Below are 21,022 nucleotides of genomic sequence, written 5' to 3'. Positions count from 1 at the left end.
CACAGGGAAGAACAGAGAACAGAAGAGACGGAGCGGGCGGTCCTCGGCCTCCGTGGCGGGTGGGCGTCCGCGGCCCCGCCGGGCGGCTGCCGGGCCGGCCTCACCACCGGCGGACTCAGCCCACCTGGCCACGCACCTGGGCCGCGGCCCGCAGCAGATGCTGCTTGAGCCACTTCGACATCGGCCGCTCGACGAAGCGGTGCACCAGCCAGGACACCGTCAGCAGCACGCCTGTCACCACTGCCAGCACCGCGTACGGGGACAGGTGCGGCTCCAGGCCGCCGATGATCTTCCGGCCGATGTTCTGGTGCAGCAGATACAGCGGATAGGTCAGGGCCCCCGCATACGGCAGCCAGCGCCAGGTGATCCAGGAGAGCTTGCCGAGGGCCGCCAGCGCCATCACGCCGAAGCACAGGGCGAGGATCAACACCACCGGCCAGAACGGAATCGGGTGGCCGCCGAGATACCCGGGAACATGCGACCAGGAGGACCGGACGAACGGCAGAGAGGCGCAGAAACAGACCAGCACCAGCCCCGTGAGCAGCAGGTTGGGGCCGAAGCGGTACATCAGGTAAAAGGCGATGCCCGCGATGAAGTACCAGCTGTAGTCCGGCATCACCAGCAGCCGCACGGGGCCGTCGTCGTACGCGGCGAAGAGCGCCCCCGCCACCACCCACACCCAGCAGAACGTCAGAACCCGCCGGTACGTCAGCCCCCACCACGCCAGCGCCGCGAACAGCAGGTAGAAGCGCAGCTCCGCGAAGAGAGTCCAGTAGACCCCGTCCACGTGCTCCACGCCCACCGGCTCCTGCAGCATGGTGAGGTTGGTGAGCACGTCGTGCCATTTCGGCGGGCTGCCCCCGAGAGGGGAGAGGAAGAGCACCGTGGCCGTGGCCAGTACCGCGAACCAGTACGCCGGGAACAGCCGCGTCACACGCGAGGTGAAGAAGGCGCCGACCGACTTCCCCCAGCAACTCATACAGATGACGAACCCACTGATCAGGAAGAAGAGCTGCACTCCGAGCCAGCCGTACGCCACCACGGGGAAGGCCGTGGGGAACATGGCCTTGGGCTCGGCCGCCCACGCTCCGGGGCGGTCCACGAGGTGGTACGCCATGACCGCGAGCGCCGCCAGCAATCGCAGCCCGTCCAGGGCGAATATTCGCGCCGGCCGACTCGGCCGGGTGGTGCCCTCGGCGGATGCGGCGATGCCGTCCAGGAGCCCGGGGCGGACCAGGTCCCCCGCCGTCTTTGTGCTTCCCACTCCGTTGCTTCTCTTTTCAGTTAGCGAGCCGTGCCAAACAAAGTAGAACTTACGTATCTTATGCATCGGGATGGTAGGTCATCCCGATGGACAATGGGGATTTCAGTCACAGTGCGCCCGGCCCGCCCCGGGAGAGGGCGGGCCCGATGCCGGTGCCGGCCGATCGCCGTCCCCCGGTCGACCACATGTGCTTGCGCCGCGCGCCCCCGTCGGCGTGCTCGCGTGCGGTGTGCGGTCGTGGCCGCGGCGGTCGGCCGGTGCCGGGCGGGGTGGTGGCCCTCCCGGGCCGGGAAGACCCTCCACCACCCCGCCGTGTGATCGGTTCGCCGGCCCGGAGCGCGGGCGTGTGACCGGGCCGGCGAACCGGGTCTCAGCAGTTCAGGTAGGCGGCGTGGATCCACACGCCGGTACGGCCGCCCCAGAGGTCCCCCATGATCCAGGAGCCCTCGCGGCCCTTCGCGTTCATCTTCTGGCCCCTGTTCACCTGGCCCAGGACCGGGTAGTTGGTGCCCGGGCCGCCGCGGTAGTTGACGCCGTTGTCGTTGACGGTGCAGACGATGTCCTGGACCGCGGGCGAGGCGGCCCGATGGGCGGGGGCCGAGGTGCCGGCGGCGGTGGCCACCGTGCTGCCGGCGAGTGCGAACACGGCCGCGGTGGCCGCGAGTGCGGCGGCGGGGCGAGGGATGCGGAACATGTGGTTCTCCTCCGTTGCGGGTCTTCCGGTGCCGGGTCCGCTGACTGCCCGGGCCCGGCACTCAGGACATTCGTCCTGTTCAGCGCCGCGTCCAAGGGGTTTCCCAACCCCCTGGACGAGGTGGGAAACCGGGAAACCGCGCTTCAGCTGGGGAGCGGCGAGGAGGAGCCGGGGGAGAGGTGGGGAAATGCGACGGCGCCGCCGGTCCGGGAGCGGACCGGCGGCGCCGGGGCAAAGAGGCGTCCGGCCGGAGCCGTACGCCGGGAGCGGCCTCAGCCGTTGAACGCGTCCGGGTCCGGACCCAGCCGCGTGCCCGAGTCGAGGGCCGCGAGCGCCGCCATGTCGGCGTCGTCCAGCTCGAAGCCGAAGACGTCGATGTTCTCCTTGATCCGGGACGGGGTCACGGACTTCGGGATGACGACGTTGCCCAGCTGGAGGTGCCAGCGGAGCACGATCTGCGCGGGGGTGCGCTCGTGCTTCGAGGCGAGCCGGGTGACGGTCCCGTCCTTCAGGAGGTCCTTGCCCTGGCCCAGCGGCGACCAGGCCTCGGTCGCGATGCCGTGCCGGGCGTGGAAGGCGCGGGCCTCGGCCTGCTGGAGCTGCGGGTGCAGCTCGATCTGGTCGACCGCGGGGACGACCGAGGTCTCGCCCAGCAGGCGCTCCAGGTGGTCGGGCTGGAAGTTGGAGACGCCGATCGCCTTGGCGCGGCCCTCCGCGTAGATCTTCTCGAACGCCCGGTACGTGTCCACGAACGTGCCCTTGGCGGGCATCGGCCAGTGGATCAGGTACAGGTCGACGTACTCCAGCCCCAGCTTGTCCAGGGACTCGTCGAAGGCGCGCAGCGTGGAGTCGTAGCCCTGGGCGTCGTTCCACAGCTTCGTCGTCACGAACAGCTCTTCACGAGCGATGCCGGAGGCGGCGAGCGCCTTCCCCGTGCCCTCCTCGTTGCCGTAGATCGCGGCGGTGTCGATGCTGCGGTACCCGGCTTCCAGGGCGGTGCCGACGGCCGTGGCGGCCTCGTCGTCCGGCACCTGCCAGACGCCGTAGCCGAGCTGCGGCATGGCGACGCCGTTGTTGAGGGTGATGTGGGGGACCTTGCTCACGAGAGATTCGATCCTTAGGTCGACGTACATGTTCTCCAACGTCAACGATCATCCGGTACGGAGCATTCCCGCGCACCCGGAAGCGGATTCGGTGGATGTTTCCGCCGCCAGGGTCAGGGCGCCCAGGCAGAGCACCACCAGTCCCGCGAGCAGTTCCAGCGCGCCCACCAGGCCGGGCAGGCCGCTGGGCGGGCTGCCGCTGCCGCCCAGCGCTTCGCCCGCCGTCCAGGAGAGCCACAGCGTGCCGCCCCCCGCGAACACCGACGCGGAACTCAGCCAGGCCAGTGCGAGCGGGACCCGGGTGCGCAGCCGGCGGGCGGGGCCGCGGTGGGGGAAGAGCAGGGCGGCCAGCCCGGCCGCGCCGGCCAGCGACAGCAGGCCCTGTATGACGTCGGACGTGGCCGTGATGGCGCTCCTCGCGGGCAGGGCCGCCGCTCCGGCGCCGGCCGGCATGCCGAGGCCCCACAACAGGTGGACGACGCCGAGCACGGCGATGAGCAGCGCCGCGGGCACACCGAGCAGCCGTCGCGCCGCGCACACCGCGGGCGCGGGAGCGGGGACGGACCCCAGCGGCCGGCGCAGCAGCGCGCCCCACCGCCGGTGCGCGTACACCGTGAAGGCGCCGAGCAGGGTGACGCACTCGACGATGAACGCTCCGTAGACGAGCACGAAGACCCAGGGCTGGAGGATGTCGTTGGACGCCATCGGGTTCGCCGTGCCGGTCACGGCGGCGATGACGGACCCCGTCGGCACGCTCAGGATCAGGGGGAGGAGCAGCCCGGACGCCGTCCACAGGGGCAGCGCGAGCAGCCATGCGGGGGCCCGGGTGCCCGACGGGCGGGCGAGCGTGTGCGCCACCGCGGCGGCGATGGCGTCCATGAGCAGGGTGACGACGTTGGCCGTGATCCAGGTGCCCCGGCTGATCCCCGTCAGGTCCACCACGCCGATGTCGGACCCCAGCACCCACAGCAGCTTGAGCAGGAGGTACGGGGCGCAGGCCGCGACGGCGATCCGCCCGAGGAGGACCTGGCGGTCCGTGCGCTTTTCGGTGTTCATGAGGTGCAAGCCTCCCGGCGGCCGCCGGAGCGGCACGTCCGGCACGGGGATGAACCGCCTCCGCCGCATGGGGGAGGGGCCGCGTCGGCGGGCCCGCGGCCGCCCCTCTCACGTCCGGTACAGCGCGTCCACCTCCGTCGCGTACGCCGCCTCGATGGCCTTGCGCTTCAGCTTGAGCGAGGGCGTCAGCAGGCCGTGCTCCTCGCTGAACTGGTGCGCCAGTATCCGGAACGTACGGATCGACTCGGCCTGCGAGACCAGCGTGTTGGCGGCGACGACGGCCCGGCGGATCTCGGTCTCCAGGTCCGGGTCGTGCACCAGGTCCGTCGGCGGCAGCTCGGGCTTGCCGCGCATGGCGAGCCAGTGCGCGACCGCCTCGGGGTCCAGCGTCACCAGCGCGGCCACGTACGGGCGGTCGTTGCCGACGACGATGCACTGGGCGACCAGGGGGTGGGCCCGTACCCGCTCCTCCAGGACGATCGGGGAGAGCGTCTTGCCTCCGGAGGTGACGAGGATCTCCTTCTTCCGGCCGGTGATCGTCAGATAGCCGTCCTCGTCGAGCGCGCCGAGGTCGCCGGTGGCCAGCCAGCCGTCGTGCAGCACGGCGTCGGTGGCCCGGGGGTTGTTCAGATAGCCCTGGAAGATCTGGCCGCCGTGCAGCCAGATCTCGCCGTCCTCGGCGATGTGCACGGTGGTGCCGGGCACGGGGGAGCCGACCGTGCCGAAGCGGGTGCGCTCGGGCGGGTTGGCGGTGGCGGCGGCGGTGGACTCCGTCAGGCCGTACCCCTCGTAGATCGTCACCCCGGCGCCCGCGAAGAACAGCCCGAGCCGGCGTTCCATCGCGGAGCCGCCCGACATGGCGTGCCGCACCCGGCCGCCCATCGCCTCCCGTACCTTGCTGTAGACCAGCTTGTCGAACAGCTGGTGCTGCATGCGCAGCGGGGCGCTGGGGCCGGACGCGGTGCCGAACGCCTTGTGCTCCAGCGCCTCCGCGTAGCGGACCGCCACCTCGACGGCCTTCTCGAACGGGCCGAGCCTGCTCTCCGCCTCCGCCTTGCGCCGGGCCGCCGCGAAGACCTTCTCGAAGATGTACGGCACGGCGAGGATGAAGCTGGGCCGGAACGACTGCAGGTCGGGAAGCAGGGCGGCGGCGGCCAGCTCGGGCTGGTGGCCGAGCTTGACCCGGCCACGTACCGCCGCGACCTGCACCATCCGCCCGAAGACATGGGCGAGCGGCAGGAACAGCAGGGTGGACGCCTCGTCACCGGGCTTGGAGTGGAAGACCGTCTCGTAGCGCTGGACGACGTTGTCGGCCTCGGCCATGAAGTTGGCGTGGCTGATCACGCAGCCCTTGGGGCGGCCGGTGGTGCCCGAGGTGTAGATGACCGTGGCGGTCGCGTCCGGGGTGACGGCCATGCGGTGGCGGTGCACCACGTCGTCCTCCAGGTGCGCGCCCGCCGCCGTCAGCTCGGCCACCGGGTCGGCGTCCAGCTGCCACAGCCGGCGCAGCTGCGGCAGCCGGTCGATGACCGAGCCGACGGTCATCGCGTGGTCCTCGTGCTCGACCATGCAGGCCGTGACGCCCGCGTCGTGCAGCATCCAGTAGACCTGCTCGGCGGACGAGGTCGGGTACAGGGGTACGGGCTGGGCGCCCACGGACCACAGGGCGAAGTCGAACAGCGTCCACTCGTAGCGGGTACGGGACATGATCCCCACCCGGTCGCCGAAGCGGACGCCCTGCGCGAGCAGCCCCTTGGCCAGGGCCAGCACCTCGTCGCGGAATGCGGCGGAGGTCACGTCCCGCCACCGGCCGGTGGCGTCCTTGCGGGCCAGCGCGACGCGGCCGGGATCGGAGTCGGCATGGTCGAAGACGGCGTCCGCCAACCCGCCGACGCGGGGCGCCGTGGCCAGAGGTGGGACGGTGAACTCGCGCAATGGCCCAGCTCCTCGTGGTGCTTCACACAGGGCCGAGACCGTACCCCAACAGGGACGGCCCGCGGGAGGGGCGTCCTGCCCGGCGGACGGATGGCATAGTCGCTGGTCATGCGCCGAAAACGGGCTACTCCGGAGAAGCCCGGACATCGGCGGGGGCGGCACGCGCCGAACGATCACGACGCCGGGACCGGATCTGCACCAAATCTTCCCCAACGGACCCAGTAGGGGCCTGTACGGGGCGGCGACCGGCGCGAACAGGCGGCCGCAAACAGGGGTGAACGCGTCCGCCTCCGGCTCCGTATCCCAGGCATCGAAAGCCCACGGGGGGAGAAGGAGCCATGACACAGCCAACGGCGAAGCGGCGGCCGGCCCGGGCGCGCGCCGCGTACGCAACCTGGCGCGCCCGCCCTGCGCATCGGGACCACACCACGTCGCCGCGCGACCGTATCCCGCCCGCCGCCCGCGCGGGGATCCCGTCCGCCACCCGCTTCCCGGCCACGGCCGCCCCCGGCGCCGTGCGCACGGCCGCCTGAGCCGGAGGGGTGCCGACCGATGCGTACCATCCGGGAGCCGTACGCGGCGGACGCCGCCGACCACGCCCGCTGGACCGAGTCCAACCGCGCCCTGTGGGACACCTGGACCGAGGTCCACGTGCGCAGCGACCACTATGACGTGCGGGGTTTCCTCGCCGGAGGAGAGAGCCTCCAGTCCTTCGAGCCCGAGGAGCTGGGGCCGGTGGCGGGCCGTTCACTGCTCCACCTCCAGTGCCACTTCGGACTCGACACGCTGAGCTGGGCGCGCCGCGGCGCGCAGGTGACCGGCGTCGACTTCTCGCCGTCCGCCGTCGGGCAGGCCAACGCCATCGCCGCGCAGGCGGACCTCCCCGCCGAGTTCGTCTGCGCGCAGCTCTACGACCTGCCGCCCCGCTTCGACCACGCCTTCGACATCGTCTACGTCTCGTTCGGCTCGCTCGTCTGGCTGCCGGACATCGACCGGTGGGCGCGCTCCGCGGCCCGCTACCTGGCGCCGGGCGGGGTGCTCTACGTCGCCGAGTACCACCCGATGGTGCACGTACTCGACTTCGACGAGGACGCGGACGGGCCCCGGCTGCGCTATCCGTACTTCCACCGCGCCGAACCCGTCACCCACGACCTGGACGGCTCCTACGCCGAGCCCGGGTCCGGGGCCGCGGTCGCCGGATACACCTGGGCGCACTCCCTCGGCGAGATCGTGACCGGCGTGATCCGGGCGGGGCTGCGGCCGGAGTTCCTGCACGAGTACCCCTCCGCGTGGTTCCCGATGCTGCCGTATCTGGAGCGGCGGGCGGACGGCAGGTACTGGCTGCCCGCCCGGATCGAGGGGGAGTGCCCGCTGCTGTTCACGCTGCGCGCCACCGCGCCGGGCGCGCCCGCCTGACCGCCGACGGTCCGATCACCGATGGAGCCGACGATGACCAGCCACCGCCACCGCCTCGGTCACTGCCCCGAGGACCGCCCCGAGCACCTTTCCGACCACCGACACCAGCACCGGAACGACGACCGGCCGCAGCCCGACACCCCCGGCCACCCCGGGCTGCGCGCCCTGCGACGCCGGGTGGGCCCGGCCCACGCCCACGTCGCGAAACACCGCGTACACGGCGAACTGACCAGCCTCGGCCGGGTCGCGGCCTTCCAGGAACACCACGTCTTCGCGGCGTGGGGCTTCATGGCGCTGCTCAAGAGCCTGCAGCGCGAACTCACCTGCACCGAGGTGCCGTGGGTGCCGCAAGGGCCGGCCGTCGGCCGCCGGCTGGTCAACGAGATCGTGCTGGCCGAGGAGAGCGACGCGGTCGGGGACGGCTACCGGAGCCGTTTCGAGCTGTACGTGGACAGCATGCGCCGGACCGGGGCCGACACGGTCCCCGTCGAGTCGTTCGTGGCGCTGCTGCTCGACGGCAACACGGTCGGCAAGGCGCTGAAGTACGCCGACGTGCCCCCGGGCGCCGCCGACTTCACCGCCGCCACCTGGGACGTCGTCGCACACGCGCCGCTGCACTGCCGCGCCGCCGTGTACACGTTCGGCCGCGCGGACCTGATGTCCGGCACGGTCCGGCAGGTCGCCGCCATCGAGGGCGTCCAGGAACGGCTGGCGACGTACAAGGACTACCTGGCCCGGCACGTCGGGGCCGACGGGGACACACGGATGCCGATGGCCCTGCGGATGCTCGTCGAGATCTGCGGCGACGACCGGGAGAAGTGGGCGCAGGCCGCGGAGGCCGTGATCGAGTCGTTGCGCGCCCGGCAGGCGCTGTGGGACGCGGCGTCCTGTTCCCTGGCGTGGAGGTGAGAGGCCCGGTTCCCTGGCGTGGAGGTGAGAGGCCCGGTCCACGGACCGGATCAGCACCGCCCTACGGCAGCTGCAACCGGTCCCCGCCCGCCAGTATCGCCTCGGCCAGAGCCTCCGCCGGCCCCCTGGCCGCGCTCTCCCGCTCGTCGCCGTACAGCAGGACGAAGTCCACCCCGCCGAGGTCCGGCAGCCCGGCCCGGGACGGCATCCGGACCAGGCCGGGCGGGATCATGCCGAGGCTGTGCGCCATCACGCCGAGCCCGGCCCGGGTGGCCGCGATCAGGCCGTTCAGGCTGCCGCTCGTACAGGCGATGCGCCAGTCGCGGCCCTGCCGCTCCAAGGCCTCCAGCGCGCGGGCCCGGGTCACCGCGGGCGGCGGGAACACCACCAGCGGGACCGGCCGCCGCGCGTCCAGCCGGAGCCGGTCGGTGCCGATCCACACGAGGCGGTCCCGCCAGACGAGCCGGCCGGTCGGCGCCTCCGGGCGGCCGCGCGCGGGGCCCGGGCGGCGCTTGGCCAGGACGAGGTCGAGGCGGCCGGCGGCCAGCAGCTCGTGCAGCGTCCCGGACAGTTCGACGGTCAGCTCCAGATCCACTTCGGGGTGGTCGCGCCGGAACTCCTCCAGCACCTCCGGCATCCGCGTCAGGACGAAGTCCTCCGAGGCCCCGAACCGCAGCCGGCCGCGCAGCCGCGTCCCGGTGAAGAAGCCCGCGGCCCGCTCGTTGGCCTCCAGGATCGTGCGCGCGAAGCCGAGCATCGCCTCGCCGTCCTCGGTGAGGTCCACGGCGTGGGTGTCCCGGGAGAACAGCCGCCGCCCGGCCGCGGCCTCCAGCTTGCGCACATGCTGGCTGACGGTGGACTGCCGCAGGCCGAGGCGGTGTGCGGCCTGCGTGAAGCTCAGCGTCTGGGCCACCGCGAGGAACGTACGCAACTGCACCGGGTCGAACATCCTCCCAGCCTAGCGGCGTTCATCACGATCCGTAATAGCAGTCACCACGGTAAGAGGGGTTCCCGATGGCCGCGGCGCCAGGCAGGCTGGAGAGGGCACCGTCCACCCCACGGACACCGGCCACCTCACCTGCACCGATCACCTCACTTACACCGACCAACCCATCCGTACCGACCGTCGAAGAGAGACCATGCGCCGCCCTCAGCTCAGAATCCCCTCCTGGCTCCCCGTGGACGGATTCATCCTGGCCCTCGTCGGCACCGTCGGTCTCGCGGCGCTGCTGCCCGCCCGCGGCACGGCCGCCGTCGTCGCCGACGACGCGTCCACCGGCGCCGTCGCGCTCCTCTTCTTCCTCTACGGCGCCCGGCTCTCCACCCGCGAGGCGCTCGCCGGGATGCGCAGCTGGCGGCTGCACCTGACGGTCCTGGCCTGTACGTTCGTGATCTTCCCGCTGCTGGGCCTGGCCGCCCGCGGCCTGGTCCCGTACGTCCTGACGCAGCCCCTGTACACCGGCCTGCTCTTCCTGTGCCTGGTCCCCTCCACCGTCCAGTCGTCGATCGCCTTCACCTCCATAGCGCGCGGCAACGTCCCGGCGGCGATCTGCGCGGGCTCCTTCTCCAGCCTGGTCGGCATCGTGGTGACCCCGCTGCTGGCAGCCCTCCTCCTGGGCGGCGACGGCGGCGGCTTCTCGGCCCACTCCCTGATCTCGATCGTCTTCCAGCTGCTCGTGCCCTTCCTCGCCGGACAGCTGCTGCGCCGCTGGATCGGCGGCTTCATCACCCGCCACAAGAAGATCCTCGGCTTCGTGGACCGCGGCTCCATCCTCTTCGTCGTCTACAGCGCCTTCAGCACGGGCGTGGTCGAGGGCATCTGGCACCAGGTCTCCCCATGGCGCCTGTTGGGCCTGCTGGGTGTCGAAGCCGTCCTCCTGGCCCTGATGCTGACGCTCACCTCGTACGGCTCGAAGAAGGCCGGCTTCGCCCGCGGCGACCGCATCGCCATCACCTTCGCCGGCTCCAAGAAGAGCCTGGCCGCCGGACTCCCCATGGCCACCGTCCTGTTCGGCGGCGGAGCCGGCCTGGCCGTCCTCCCGCTGATGCTCTTCCACCAGATGCAGCTCATGGTGTGCGCGGTACTGGCAAAGCGATACGCGGCACAGGCCCCGGAGAGCGCGGCGGACGAAGCGACAGCCGACGCCGGGCGGGTGCGGCGGGAGAGGGCTGAGGTGGTGGGAGCGTCGGGCCGGTGAGGCTGTCGCGGAGGTGAGGCCGTCGGGTGTCGTATCCGGCCCGCGCGAGAATACGCCGATGAGTGCCTTGCGAATGCCGTTTCTGATGCCCGTCGCAGATGTCTTCAGCCTGAACCAGGGCAGGCTGGTCATGCTTGCCGGGCGGATCGAGCGTGGCCGGATCACCAACGGCGACGAGGTGGAAATCGTCGGCCCCGAGAGCGGCGGTACCGCTCACGTCGTCGGCATCGACGCGCAGCGGGTGCGCATCGATGAAGCGAGCGCCGGCATGAACGTGGGATTGCTGCTGAAGGGGGCCGAGGCGGGGCGGGCCGAACGCGGTCAGGTGCTCGCGGCGCCCGGGTCGATAGCCGCGCACACCGTCTTCACGGCCGATATCGCCCTGCTGCCGGAGAAAGAGGGCGGCTGCGAAGTGCCCGCCGGCGGGCATCTCGACCTTTACGTACGCACCGCCACTGTGCGAGGCCGGGTAACGCTGCCGCGCGGTATGGACGCAGTCCGGCCGCTCCACACGGCCACGGTGACCGTCACCCTCGAACGGCCGGCGGTACTGGAGGAAGGGCAGCCCTTCGCCTTCCGCAGGTACGGCCGCGCTGCCGGTTCCGGGACGGTGGTCCGGCTGTGGGACGGAATGCGTCACCTGCCGGGGGAATTTCCCCGGGTGTCCTGATCGAGGGCGAAAGGCCGTTCAGGGAGCCGCACATCGAACCCAAACGATGGGCAAGGTCGCGGGCAAGGGAATCCCCAGAAAACCTAAACGCTCGGCAAAGAAGGAATGGTGGCTCCGTACCGCTCGCCACTCCTGCCCCCATATGCCTGCACAACGGGCACCAAAACCCCCACCCCGCCCGGTGCGGGCGACGCCGTACTGTTGTCCGGACCTTTGCGTACGGCACGTCCGGCCGCACTATGACAACGGATCGGGGGAGATCTGTGCCCGAGCAATTCAGCGCTGCTCAAGAAGCCCTGCACAAGTTCGCCAAGAGTTCCGACCAGCGGGCGGAGAAGCTGCGGGCGATACGCAGCAAGCTCGCCTCGCACTCGCTGAACCAGCAGGCCTTCGGAAAGCTCCCGGAGGCCGACGAACTGTACAGCGCCTACGCGGAGCAGAGCGAGGACTGCCTGGACATCCTGGAGAAGGCGGCGACGCTGGAGGAGAAGGTCGGCGAGGGCGTCACCGAGACGGCACGGGCGTACCAGTCCGACGAGGACGAGACCGTGCGCACGATGCAGCACGTCCAGGGCGGGGCCGGGGGCGCCCGATGAGCGGCGTGGCGACGGGGGCGCTGAGCGCCTACAACAAGGTCAACGACTGGATGAGCGGGTTCGACTCGGCGGTGGACGCCATCATGCGTCCGCTCGTCGAACCGCTCGCCGAGCACCTGGAATGCGTCACCGGTGACGACGAGGGCATCCAGGAAGCCGCCAAGCTCTGGCGCGAACAGGCCACCGAGCTGCGCAACCTGATCGCCGACCAGCGCCGGGACCGCGCGGACCTCGCCCACGAGTGGACCGGCCAGGCGGCCGACGCGTTCCAGGGCCATCTCGCCGAGATGGAAGCGGCGCTGGAGCAGGAAGCCGCCGACATGGACGCGGTCGCCGACGTCCTGGAACAGGCCGGCGAGCGGGCCAAGCTGGCCGAGCAGATCGTGGAGACGCTGATCCGCGAGCTGATCGAGTGGGCGATCATCGAACTCGCCGTGGCGCTGGCCACCTCGATCATCACGGTCGGCGCCTCGGCCGCGGCGGCCGCCGCCACCGCCGTGGCCCAGGCCGGGATCGTCTCCACCCGTATCGCCCGGGTGCTGGAGGAACTGGCCACCGAACTCCGGGCCTTCGTCAACATCATCAAGTTGCTGAAGAAGGCCAAGAAGATGTCGAAGGTCAAGAAGCTCAAGCCCTGGACCTGGAAGCACATCAAGGACCCGGTCGAGGCCGAGAAGTTCCTGAAGGGGATCGCCGCGAAGAAGGCGCTGAAGGCGATCAAGGTGCCGATGAAGGGCGCGGTCGGGCTCGGCATGGGCGGCCTCGGCTTCTCGGGCGATCCGACGCAGGCCTTCTCGCCCATCGTTCAGGCGGGAGCCGAAAAGCTCGACGACATGATCGACGGCAATGACGGCGGGGGTGCCAAGTCCGGCGGCGGCGCGCAGCGGCACGGCGACGTCCATCTGCCGCCGGCGTCGGACTTCGACCCGTCGCCCTCCGGCGGGGGCACGACCGGCGGGCCCGCCGTCAGCGGACCGTTGAGCCCGCCGACGAAGAACGGGGTTCCCACCAACCCGGCCCCGGCCAATCCGGATCCGCTCGGCCGCTACCAGGAACCGGCCGCGAACCAGGACATCCGCCTGATGACCCGCCCGGCGGCGGCCCAGCAGCCGCGCGACCCCGACAACCCCTTCGGCTGAGGCAAGGAGAATGGCCGCGTGATCGACCACGAAACCCCGTGCCGGCAGTTCCTCCGGCCCGGCGAGGTGCTGCTGCAGAGCGAACAGTACGAGGTGTACCCGTCCCTGCCGTTGGTTCCCGCGCATCTGCGGCTGCCGCCCAAGCAGTCGGCTCTGGAGAAGCGCATCCGGGGTGTGCTGGGCAACGTGCTGAACAGGGCGTCGCGGCCGATCGACGCGGTCACCGACAACCGGTTCACCAACAGCAGGCTGACCCGCGCCGCCGGAAACATAGCGGAAGGAATCAGCGAAGCCCCGGAGAACCTTGAGGACGCCGTCGACGCCGCGGCCGAGCGCATGATGTACGGCAAGCCGATGGAAGGTAGCTGGACCAGCATGGCCGGCCGCTTCCATGTGCAGGTCACCAATGCGGGCGGCGTGCCCCGGCACCAGGCGGTCACCGACCGCCGGCTGTTCGTGGTCACCGATCACGCCACCGGGTGGCGGGCCCGCGACCCCGAACCGGCCCTCGCCGTGGAAGTCCCGCGCCAGGACATCGCCGAGCTGCGGCCCAGACCGCGCACGACGCTGCCCCGGGGCCGGTTCGACCTGGTCTTCGTGGACGGGTCGTGGATCGCGCTGTGCTGCTCGTTCCAGAAGAGCATGGAGTCGCTGGTCAACGCCTTCTACGGACGGCGTTGACCAGCGGCCTCGTGCCTACTCGTCGGCCACGTCGGCCACCTCGTCCAGGGGCAGGTTCAGCACGACGGGCCCCCTGACGCCCCCGTTCTCCTCACGTACCCGGGCCAGTTCACCGTCGCTCAGTGCCCGCCCGTAGACCCGTACTTCATCCAGGTCACCGGCCAGCTGGGCGCGGCTGTCCACCTTCTGGCCCGCGTGCACGCCGAAGACCGAGTTGCGGCTCACGGAGCCGGGGACGTCGGGGGCCGTACGGGTCTCGGCGCCGTCGACGGCGAGGGCCAGCCGGCCGCCGGTGCGCCGCAGGGACAGGTGGTGCCACCGGCCGTCGTTGTACGCGGCGGCGGTGGCGACCTCCGCGGTGGCGGCCGGCCGGGCGCCGTCGAGCGCGGTGATGAAGGCGCTGATCCGGCCGTGGGCCGGGTCGCCGCGCAGGGCCACCTGCGGGCTGCGGCTGCCCACCCCGCCCATCCACAGGAACGGCTGCTCGCCGGACGTGGCGCGGTAGCGGAACCAGAGGCTGCAGGTGAAGTCCCCGCTGCCCAGGGGCAGTGAGCGGCGGAAGGGCAGCCGTACGGCGTCGTCCCGGCCGTCGAAGGAGAGCGCGTCGCCGAAGCGGCCCGGTACCGGACGGGCACCGCCCAGCACGAGGGCGGGCCGGGCGTGCCGCCCGCGGTCCGGGGTCGTCGGGTCGGGGTCCCGGCGCGGTCCGAGCCAGGCGTCGGTGAAGCGGGCGAAGCGGATCTCGTCGCGCGCGTCGGCCGCGCCGCCCTCGTAGAGCAGCCCGGTCAGCCCGGGGGCGACGGCCACCAGGTCCGAGTAGCCGGACCAGTCGGTGGTGACCCGGGCGCCCCGGTCCACGCCTTCCCAGGTGCGGCCCTCGTCGTACGAGGAGCGGATGGTCATCGTGCGGCGGCGGTCGGGGTCGGCGGGCGCGGCGAACAGGGTACGGGAGGGCGCGCCGGGGTGCCGGGCGGGCAGCCGCAGTACGGAGCCCTGCACCATCGGCGCGTACAGGCCGGGCAGTGTGCGGAAGGGGCGGGCGAAGGACGCGCCGCCGTCGCGGCTGACGGCCGCCGTGCGGTGGCCGAGGTCCGTACCGTCCTGCTCGCGCCCGTTGACGTACACCGAGCCGTCGGAGCGTTCCAGCAGGCTCATCTCGGACGGCTTCTGACGGAACGTGCCGTCGGCGGCGGTCGGGTAGCTGTCCACGGCGCCCACCCGCCAGCTGTCGCCGCCGTCGTCGCTGAGCATCAGCGCCGCGTGGTTGGCCGTTATGCGGCCGCCCGCGTAGCTCTCGGCGTTGACGGTGAAGACCAGCCGTCCGGCGTGCCGTCCGCGGGCGAGCTGGATGCCGTGCACGGGTCCGGTCGCGTACCAGGAGTTCCATCCGGCGGGCCGGAGTTCGGCGGTCAGGTCGCGCGGCGCCGACCAGGTGGCGCCGTCGTCGTCGCTGTACTGGAGGTGCGGGGTGCGGTCGCAGGGCACGTCGCAGCTTCCGGCGTCGGTGCGGCCCTTGTTGTAGGTCTCGGCGAGCAGGATGCGGCCGGTCTCGCGGTCGACGACGGGGGCCGGGTTGCCGTGCGTGTCGCCTCCGCCCTCATTGACGACCTGGAGGGGGCCCCACGTACGGCCGCCGTCGGTGGACCGCTTCAGTACGAGGTCTATGTCGGCCGCGTCGCCGCAGTTGCGTACCCGGCCCTCGGCGAACGCCAGCAGGGTGCCGCGGGTGGACCGGACGATGGCCGGGATGCGGAAGCACGCATAGCCGTGCTCCTGGGCGGCCTTGAACAGCACCTGCTGGTCGAAGCCGGTGGGCGGATCGGCGGTGGTGGTGGGATCGGCCTGAGCGGTGGCCGCCGGGACGAGGACGGTGACCGCGGCGGCGAGCGCGGCCAGCGCGCGGCGCCGCGGCCGGGGCCGGGCCCCGTTGGCGGGTCTGCCGCGGTGGTTGTCATGGGTGCGGAACGGTGACGTCATGATCCGACCTGCCCTTCGAGGCGTAGGCGGGGCATCGGCGGGGCGTCGGAGGAGGAAGGGGGAGGGGGAGGGGAGCGGGAACCCTGGCGTCCGCTCATCCCCTTCGGGGCGTACGTAGAACGTTCTACCTCCGTGCGGTGCGCAGGAAGCTACTGGGCTCCCGGCACCGCCACAAGCCACGCGCGGCGGTTCTTCGTACCCGGCCGGATTTCCCCCCGTCCGGAGGACGCGGGCGATGTCTGTACGGGTCATGGGACAGGCCGCCGTGCGCCGCCCCGCTCCGCCGTTCAGGGGATCAGCATGACCTTCCCCAGGTTGCCGCGGCCCTCGATGATCTCGTGCGCCCGCGCGGCCTCCGCCAGTGGGACGCGAGCGTGGACGGCGGCCCGCAGCCGGCCGGCGAGGAAGTGCTTCCACAGTTCGGCGCCGTGCCGTCCGTACAGCTCCGGGCGGGTGGCGGCGAAGCGCGCCATGGTCAGCCCGGTGATCGTCTTGGAGCCCGCGAGGAGGTCGTACGCCGGGACCGTGCCGCCGCCCGAGTTGAAGAACACCAGCCGTCCGCCGTGCGCGAGAGCCGCCACCGCACGCGGCAGGAGGTCCCCGCCGACACCGTCGAGCACGATGTCGGCGGGCTCGCCCCAGGCCGCGTCCTCGTAGGTCACGACCTCGTCGGCGCCGAGCCCGTACAGGAAGTCCGCCTTGGCGGCGGAGCCGACGGCCGCCACCACCCGCGGCACGCCGCGCAGTTTGGCGAGCTGCACCGCGAGGTGCCCGGTGGCGCTGGCCGCGCCCGTGATCAGCACCGACTCCGGGCCGGCGGGGGCGGCGGTGGCCAGCGCGGCGAGGGCGACCTGACCGCCGCGGACCAGCGCGACGGCGTCCTCGCTGGTCGCGCCGTCCGGTATCCGGGAGGCCAGCGCGGCCGGCACGGTGGCCACGTCGGCGTACGAGCCGGTGAAGGAGAGCCCGGTGACCCGCTCGCCGGGCGTGAAGCCGGTGACATCCGGGCCCCGTCCGATCACCTCGCCGGCCACCTCGCCTCCGAGCACGGCGGGCAGCGGTACGCCGCCGCCGTTGCCGTCCCCGCGGGTCCGGCGTACGGACGGCAGGCTCACGCCGATGGCTTCGGTACGGATGAGCAGCTCACCGGGGCCCGGCTCGGGAACCTCGGCCTCCTCCAGCCGCAGGACCTCCGGACCGCCGTAGGAATGGAAGCGGACTCGCCGCACGGGCACCTCCGAGGGAAGGGCGTGACGTCGCCGGACGCCGCGCAGGGGAAAGGCGTCACGTCGCCGGACGCCGCGCAGGAAACGGGAAGCCGAACGGGACGGCGCGGCAGTGTGTCACCGGCGAACCGTTGGATGCCCCAACGATAACAGCAATCATTGGGTCGCCCAATGGTTTTCCGGATAGGCTGGTGCCATGGCAGAGACCCCTTACGCGCCCGCCCGTATCCGGGCCCTCCCCAGCTGGCTGCTCGGCCGGGCCGCCGCGCGCGGCCACCGGCTCGTCGCCGAGGCGCTGGCCGAGGAGGGCATGCGGATGATGCACCACGCGGTGCTGTCGGCCGTCGGTGAACTGGGCCCGGTCTCCCAGGCCGAGCTGGGGCGCAGCGTGGGCATCGACCCCAAGGACATGGTCGCGGTCGTCAACGACCTCCAGGCCGACGGGCTGGTGACCCGTACCCCCGACCCCAGGGACCGGCGCAAGAACGCCATCGAGATCTCCGCCGCCGGGGAGCGCACCCTGCGCCGCACGGAAAAGCTGGGCGACCGCGCCAACGACGAACTGACCGCGGGCCTGACCCCCGCCGAACGCGAGCAGCTGATGGCGTTGCTGGCACGTGTGGCGGAGCCGGGCGAGGCGGGGGCGGAGCAGACGGGGCGGGAGTAGCCGGGTGCGAGGGCGCGCCGTCGGCCGCCTCGTACCTGCGGGTCAGGCCGCCCGCAGCGCCGCACCGCGCCCCCTCACCCCGCCGTCACCCCCAGGGCCAGCCGCTCCGCACCCGCGTACACGTTCATCGACGAGCCCCGTAGGAAGCCCACCAGCGTCAGCCCGCTCTCGGCGGCCAGGTCCACGGCGAGGGAGGACGGCGCGGAGACCGCGGCGAGGGTGGGGATGCCCGCCATCACCGCCTTCTGGACGAGTTCGAACGAGGCCCGGCCCGAGACCATCAGGATGGTGTCGCGCAGCGGCAGCCGTCCGTCCTGGAGGGCGCGGCCGACGACCTTGTCGACGGCATTGTGACGGCCCACGTCCTCGCGTACGTCGAGGAGTTCGCCGTCGGCGTCGAAGAGCGCGGCGGCGTGCAGCCCGCCGGTCCGGTCGAACACGCGCTGCGCGGCCCGCAGTCGGCCGGGCAGGGCGGACAGGGTCGCGGGCACGATGCGGGCCGGGGCGCCGGCGGGCGGGTCCAGGGGCCAGCGGGTGGACGTGCGGACCGCGTCCAGGCTGGCCTTGCCGCACAGGCCGCAGGACGACGTCGTGTAGACGTTGCGTTCCAGCGTGATGTCCGGGACGGGGACGCCGGGCGCGAGCTGTACGTCCACCACGTTGTACGTGTTCGAGCCGTCCTCGGTGGCGCCCGCGCAGTACACGATGTTCGCCAGTTCTCCGGCGTCGCCGAGCACGCCCTCGCTCACCAGGAAGCCCGCGGCCAGCGCGAAGTCGTCGCCCGGTGTGCGCATCGTGATGGCGAGCGGCCGGCCGCCGAGGCGGATCTCCAGCGGCTCCTCGCCGACGAGGGTGTCCGGGCGCGTGCTCACGGCTCCGTCGCGGATGCGGATGACGCGGCGTCGCTCGGTGACCCGTCCCATGTCTGATCAGTCCTGTCCGTCCCTGGTGCGCCGGCCCGTGGTGGCGGGTCGGCCTCGGCCGTTCCATTGTCCGGTACGCGTCCGGCCGGCTGCCCGGCGCCCGGCGTGCGCATGATCGATGAGGTGCAAGTGGCCCCTCGAACGGTTCCGACGCGGACGCGGGCTCCCGCGGCAAGCGGGCCGCTACCGGCGGCGGCACCGACCCCGCGCACCTCGCGTCGGCCGCCGGTGGCGTGGCGGTTGTCGGCGCGGTCCTCGTCCCGGCCGTACGCCGTCACCGCGCCCGCCGTACCGGCAATCCCTGACGGGCCGCCGACAGGCCGCTACCCCTGCCGCTACCCCTGTGTGGTTCGCTCGGTGCCCGGCGCCTTCGACAAGGCCCGTCCCGACAAGGCCCGTCCGCCGAACGCGCCCGCGTCCGCCCCCGCCCACAGTGCGTCCAGGTCCGTCTGCCCCACCGTCCGCCAGTCCGGGCTGCGCAGGACGAGGGCATCGCCGAGGCGGCGGCCGAGTTCCATCATCGAGCTGCCGATGGGGCCGCGGGACGCGTCGTACGCGGCGGCCGCCTCGGCCCAGTTTCCCGCGTCGGCGCAGGCGGCCTCCAGGGCGGTGGCGTCCTGGAGGGCCTTCACCGCGCCGCTGCCGGTGTGCGGGCGGGCGACCGTGGCCGCGTCCCCGGTGAGCAGCAGGCGGCCCGCGGCGTAGCGGGGCGCCGTGAAGTCGTACATCGGCTGGATGAACAGCTCCTCCGGCCGGGTCAGCTGGAGCAGGCCGCCCCAGTACGGCGGCAGGAGTTCGCCGGTGACCTGCGCGAAGTGCGCGTGCAGCGCCTCGCCGAGGGTGCCGGGCGGGAGGCTGGTGGGGGTGTCCAGGCCGAGGTCGAGCTCCGGGGGCGGGACGGTGTAGAGCACCCAGTTGGCGCGGTGGCCGCCGTAGCCGTCCGGGATGCGGTAGATGACGGCGTGGCCGCCGGGGAAGACGGCGAAGACGCAGTCCTCGACCGGCCACGCGCCGGCCGGGCCGTCGAGCGCGGCCAGCCGTTCGGCGGGGAACGCGCCCCGCCAGGCCAGGTAACCGGCGTACGCGGGCCGTACGTCGGGGAAGGCGGCGCCGCGCACCGCCGAGCGGTAGCCGTCCGCGCCGACGACCAGGTCGGCGTGGTGGGTGGTGCCGTCCTCCAGGTGCACCACGGCGCCGTCGGCCGAGGTCTCGACCGTACGGACCGGGCTGTCCCCGCGGAACACGGTGGTCGGGGGCATCCGGTCGCGCAGCTCGCGCCAGAGCGGGCCCCAGTTGTAGGTGCGGAACGGGAAGGGCAGTTCGCCCACCGGCCGGCCGAGCGGGGTGCCGCCGTCGCGTGTGTACCAGCGGCGCCGGGAGAGCTGGATCCAGGGCATGTCCGCGTCCATGTACCCGGCCGACGCCAGTTCCGCGTAGCGGGCGTTGTGCACGCCCAGACCGGCGCCGCGGTCCGCCAGGCGGCCGGCGGCGCGTTCGTAGACCGTGATGTGCGTGGCGCCGCCCCGGTGTGCGGCGAGTGCGGCGGCGCATCCGGCGATGCTCCCGCCCACGACGGCGATCGTTCCTCCGTGCATGGGTGCCTGCCCCTCCTGCGGTCCGGTGACGGCCCGCGGCGGTCCTAGGTCGTTCAAGCGGACATATTCTCGCAGGAGTTGTCGCTGTCCAGGGGGCGGTGGCCGGGCGCGGCGCGGCCGGCGGGCGGCCTGCGCGCGGGCGGCGGTGCTCGGTAGACTGTAGACGATAACCAATCGGCCGCCCGGGCCGCCGCGCGCACCCGCTCCGCACCCGGTCGCGTCCACGGAGGGGTATCTCGATGCTGTCCACAGGCCTGCCGCAGGGCGCCGTGCCGAAGCTGGAACGCCCCGGCCCGCTGCGCGAGCGCGTCTACGAAGCGCTCCTCGAACTGATCACGACCCGCACGCTGCGCCCCGGCCAGCATCTGGTCGAGAGTGAACTGGCGGGCCACCTCGGCGTCTCCCGGCAGCCGGTCCGCGAGGCGCTGCAGCGGCTCAACACGGAGGGCTGGGTCGACCTGCGCCCGGCGCAGGGCGCGTTCGTGCACGAGCCCACCGAGGAGGAGGCCGACCAGCTGCTCACCGTGCGCACGCTCCTGGAGGCGGAGGCCGCCCGGCTCGCCGCCGCCAACGCCGGCTCGGCCGGCATCGCGGAGCTGGAGGCGCTGTGCGACCGGGGCGAACAGGCGGTACGCGACGACGACGTGGAGACCGCGGTCGCCGTCAACGCGGAGTTCCACGCCAAGGTGATGGCCCTGGCGGGCAACACGGTGCTGGCCGGCCTGGCGGCGCAGGTCGGGCGGCGGGTGCGCTGGTACCACACCCCCGTCGCCCGGCAGCGCGGCAAGCGGTCCTGGACCGAGCACCGCGAACTGATCGCGGCGATCGCCGACCGGGACGAGGACCGGGCGACCGCGGTCATGCGGGCGCACACCGAGCACACCCGGCGGATGTATCACGAGCGGGCCGAGGGCTGAGCCCGCCGTCGCGCGTCCGCCGAACCCGCGGTTCCGCCGCGCGCGGGATTTCCGCG

The 21,022-nt window shown here is 72.6% G+C and carries 20 protein-coding genes; 10 read left to right on the top strand and 10 right to left on the bottom strand.

Features of this window, described 5'->3' with window-relative positions:
* Positions 1-115: 115 nt before the first annotated feature.
* The 5 genes from IH45_RS0114955 to IH45_RS0114935 all read right to left on the bottom strand — a co-directional run bounded on the left by IH45_RS0114955 (position 116) and on the right by IH45_RS0114935 (position 6,052).
* Positions 116-1,264, bottom strand: a complete 1,149-nt coding sequence (locus IH45_RS0114955) for an acyltransferase family protein (RefSeq protein ID WP_050514864.1) — start codon at positions 1,262-1,264, stop codon at positions 116-118.
* 370 nt (positions 1,265-1,634) lie between these two features.
* On the bottom strand, positions 1,635-1,958 hold the full coding sequence (locus IH45_RS0114950; protein ID WP_030667116.1) for an SH3 domain-containing protein: 324 nt from the start codon (positions 1,956-1,958) through the stop codon (positions 1,635-1,637).
* Positions 1,959-2,230: 272 nt separating this feature from the next.
* Positions 2,231-3,061 (bottom strand): aldo/keto reductase, encoded by an 831-nt coding sequence (locus IH45_RS0114945; RefSeq protein WP_030667114.1) that lies wholly within the window; start codon positions 3,059-3,061, stop codon positions 2,231-2,233.
* A 48-nt stretch (positions 3,062-3,109) separates the two neighbouring features.
* The gene (locus IH45_RS0114940; RefSeq protein ID WP_050514863.1) at positions 3,110-4,117 is read right to left on the bottom strand and encodes a hypothetical protein; all 1,008 of its coding nucleotides are present in this window, start codon (positions 4,115-4,117) and stop codon (positions 3,110-3,112) included.
* A gap of 108 nt (positions 4,118-4,225) precedes the next feature.
* A complete protein-coding gene (locus tag IH45_RS0114935; RefSeq protein ID WP_030667111.1) occupies positions 4,226-6,052 on the bottom strand; it encodes an AMP-dependent synthetase/ligase in 1,827 nt (608 codons plus the stop codon).
* 338 nt (positions 6,053-6,390) lie between these two features.
* Between IH45_RS0114935 and IH45_RS0114930 the strand changes: the two genes are divergently transcribed.
* From IH45_RS0114930 to IH45_RS0114920, 3 genes are read left to right on the top strand one after another with little or no spacing between them, the layout of a single operon-like run.
* Entirely contained in the window at positions 6,391-6,585 is a 195-nt protein-coding gene (locus IH45_RS0114930) for a hypothetical protein (protein ID WP_030667109.1), read from the top strand.
* A gap of 19 nt (positions 6,586-6,604) precedes the next feature.
* Positions 6,605-7,468, top strand: a complete 864-nt coding sequence (locus IH45_RS0114925) for a class I SAM-dependent methyltransferase (protein ID WP_050514862.1) — start codon at positions 6,605-6,607, stop codon at positions 7,466-7,468.
* 33 nt (positions 7,469-7,501) lie between these two features.
* The gene (locus IH45_RS0114920) at positions 7,502-8,377 is read left to right on the top strand and encodes a DUF3050 domain-containing protein (protein ID WP_030667105.1); all 876 of its coding nucleotides are present in this window, start codon (positions 7,502-7,504) and stop codon (positions 8,375-8,377) included.
* 61 nt (positions 8,378-8,438) lie between these two features.
* Here IH45_RS0114920 and IH45_RS0114915 read toward each other — a convergent pair whose 3' ends face one another.
* Positions 8,439-9,326, bottom strand: coding sequence for a LysR family transcriptional regulator (locus IH45_RS0114915; RefSeq protein ID WP_030667103.1), 888 nt, complete (start codon positions 9,324-9,326; stop codon positions 8,439-8,441).
* Positions 9,327-9,516: 190 nt separating this feature from the next.
* On the opposite strand from IH45_RS0114915, the gene IH45_RS0114910 reads away from it, so the two are divergent.
* From IH45_RS0114910 to IH45_RS0114890, 5 genes are all read left to right on the top strand, one after another.
* On the top strand, positions 9,517-10,575 hold the full coding sequence (locus IH45_RS0114910) for a bile acid:sodium symporter family protein (protein WP_030667101.1): 1,059 nt from the start codon (positions 9,517-9,519) through the stop codon (positions 10,573-10,575).
* Between the two features lie 13 nt (positions 10,576-10,588).
* Positions 10,589-11,245: an EF-Tu/IF-2/RF-3 family GTPase gene (locus IH45_RS0114905; protein ID WP_158813091.1), complete on the top strand. Its 657-nt coding sequence runs from the start codon at positions 10,589-10,591 to the stop codon at positions 11,243-11,245.
* A 263-nt stretch (positions 11,246-11,508) separates the two neighbouring features.
* Positions 11,509-11,841: a hypothetical protein gene (locus tag IH45_RS0114900; protein ID WP_030667096.1), complete on the top strand. Its 333-nt coding sequence runs from the start codon at positions 11,509-11,511 to the stop codon at positions 11,839-11,841.
* Positions 11,838-12,980, top strand: a complete 1,143-nt coding sequence (locus IH45_RS0114895) for a WXG100 family type VII secretion target (RefSeq protein ID WP_030667094.1) — start codon at positions 11,838-11,840, stop codon at positions 12,978-12,980. The genes IH45_RS0114900 and IH45_RS0114895 overlap by 4 nt, the downstream gene beginning before the upstream one ends.
* Before the next feature lie 18 nt (positions 12,981-12,998).
* Entirely contained in the window at positions 12,999-13,661 is a 663-nt protein-coding gene (locus IH45_RS0114890; RefSeq protein WP_030667092.1) for a hypothetical protein, read from the top strand.
* Positions 13,662-13,676: 15 nt separating this feature from the next.
* Here IH45_RS0114890 and IH45_RS0114885 read toward each other — a convergent pair whose 3' ends face one another.
* Both IH45_RS0114885 and IH45_RS0114880 read right to left on the bottom strand, forming a co-directional pair.
* Positions 13,677-15,638: an exo-alpha-sialidase gene (locus IH45_RS0114885; RefSeq protein ID WP_030667091.1), complete on the bottom strand. Its 1,962-nt coding sequence runs from the start codon at positions 15,636-15,638 to the stop codon at positions 13,677-13,679.
* Between the two features lie 287 nt (positions 15,639-15,925).
* On the bottom strand, positions 15,926-16,867 hold the full coding sequence (locus IH45_RS0114880) for a quinone oxidoreductase family protein (RefSeq protein ID WP_030667090.1): 942 nt from the start codon (positions 16,865-16,867) through the stop codon (positions 15,926-15,928).
* A gap of 193 nt (positions 16,868-17,060) precedes the next feature.
* Here IH45_RS0114880 and IH45_RS0114875 point away from each other — a divergent pair, with 193 nt between their 5' ends.
* Positions 17,061-17,531: a MarR family winged helix-turn-helix transcriptional regulator gene (locus IH45_RS0114875; RefSeq protein WP_030667089.1), complete on the top strand. Its 471-nt coding sequence runs from the start codon at positions 17,061-17,063 to the stop codon at positions 17,529-17,531.
* A gap of 74 nt (positions 17,532-17,605) precedes the next feature.
* Here the strand turns inward: IH45_RS0114875 and fdhD are convergent, their stop codons facing one another.
* Together fdhD and IH45_RS0114865 are read right to left on the bottom strand one after the other, a co-directional pair.
* The gene (gene fdhD / locus IH45_RS0114870; RefSeq protein WP_030667088.1) at positions 17,606-18,454 is read right to left on the bottom strand and encodes a formate dehydrogenase accessory sulfurtransferase FdhD; all 849 of its coding nucleotides are present in this window, start codon (positions 18,452-18,454) and stop codon (positions 17,606-17,608) included.
* Between the two features lie 335 nt (positions 18,455-18,789).
* Complete coding sequence (locus IH45_RS0114865; RefSeq protein ID WP_050514860.1) at positions 18,790-20,049, bottom strand: FAD-dependent monooxygenase; 1,260 nt, start codon at positions 20,047-20,049, stop codon at positions 18,790-18,792.
* Between the two features lie 239 nt (positions 20,050-20,288).
* Between IH45_RS0114865 and IH45_RS0114860 the strand changes: the two genes are divergently transcribed.
* A complete protein-coding gene (locus tag IH45_RS0114860; protein ID WP_030667086.1) occupies positions 20,289-20,966 on the top strand; it encodes a GntR family transcriptional regulator in 678 nt (225 codons plus the stop codon).
* Positions 20,967-21,022 lie beyond the last annotated feature (56 nt).

It is taken from the genome of Streptomyces rimosus subsp. rimosus (assembly GCF_000720725.1).
Classification (GTDB): Bacteria; Actinomycetota; Actinomycetes; order Streptomycetales; family Streptomycetaceae; genus Streptomyces; species Streptomyces rimosus_A.
This window is presented reverse-complemented; position numbering and strand designations above follow the sequence as displayed.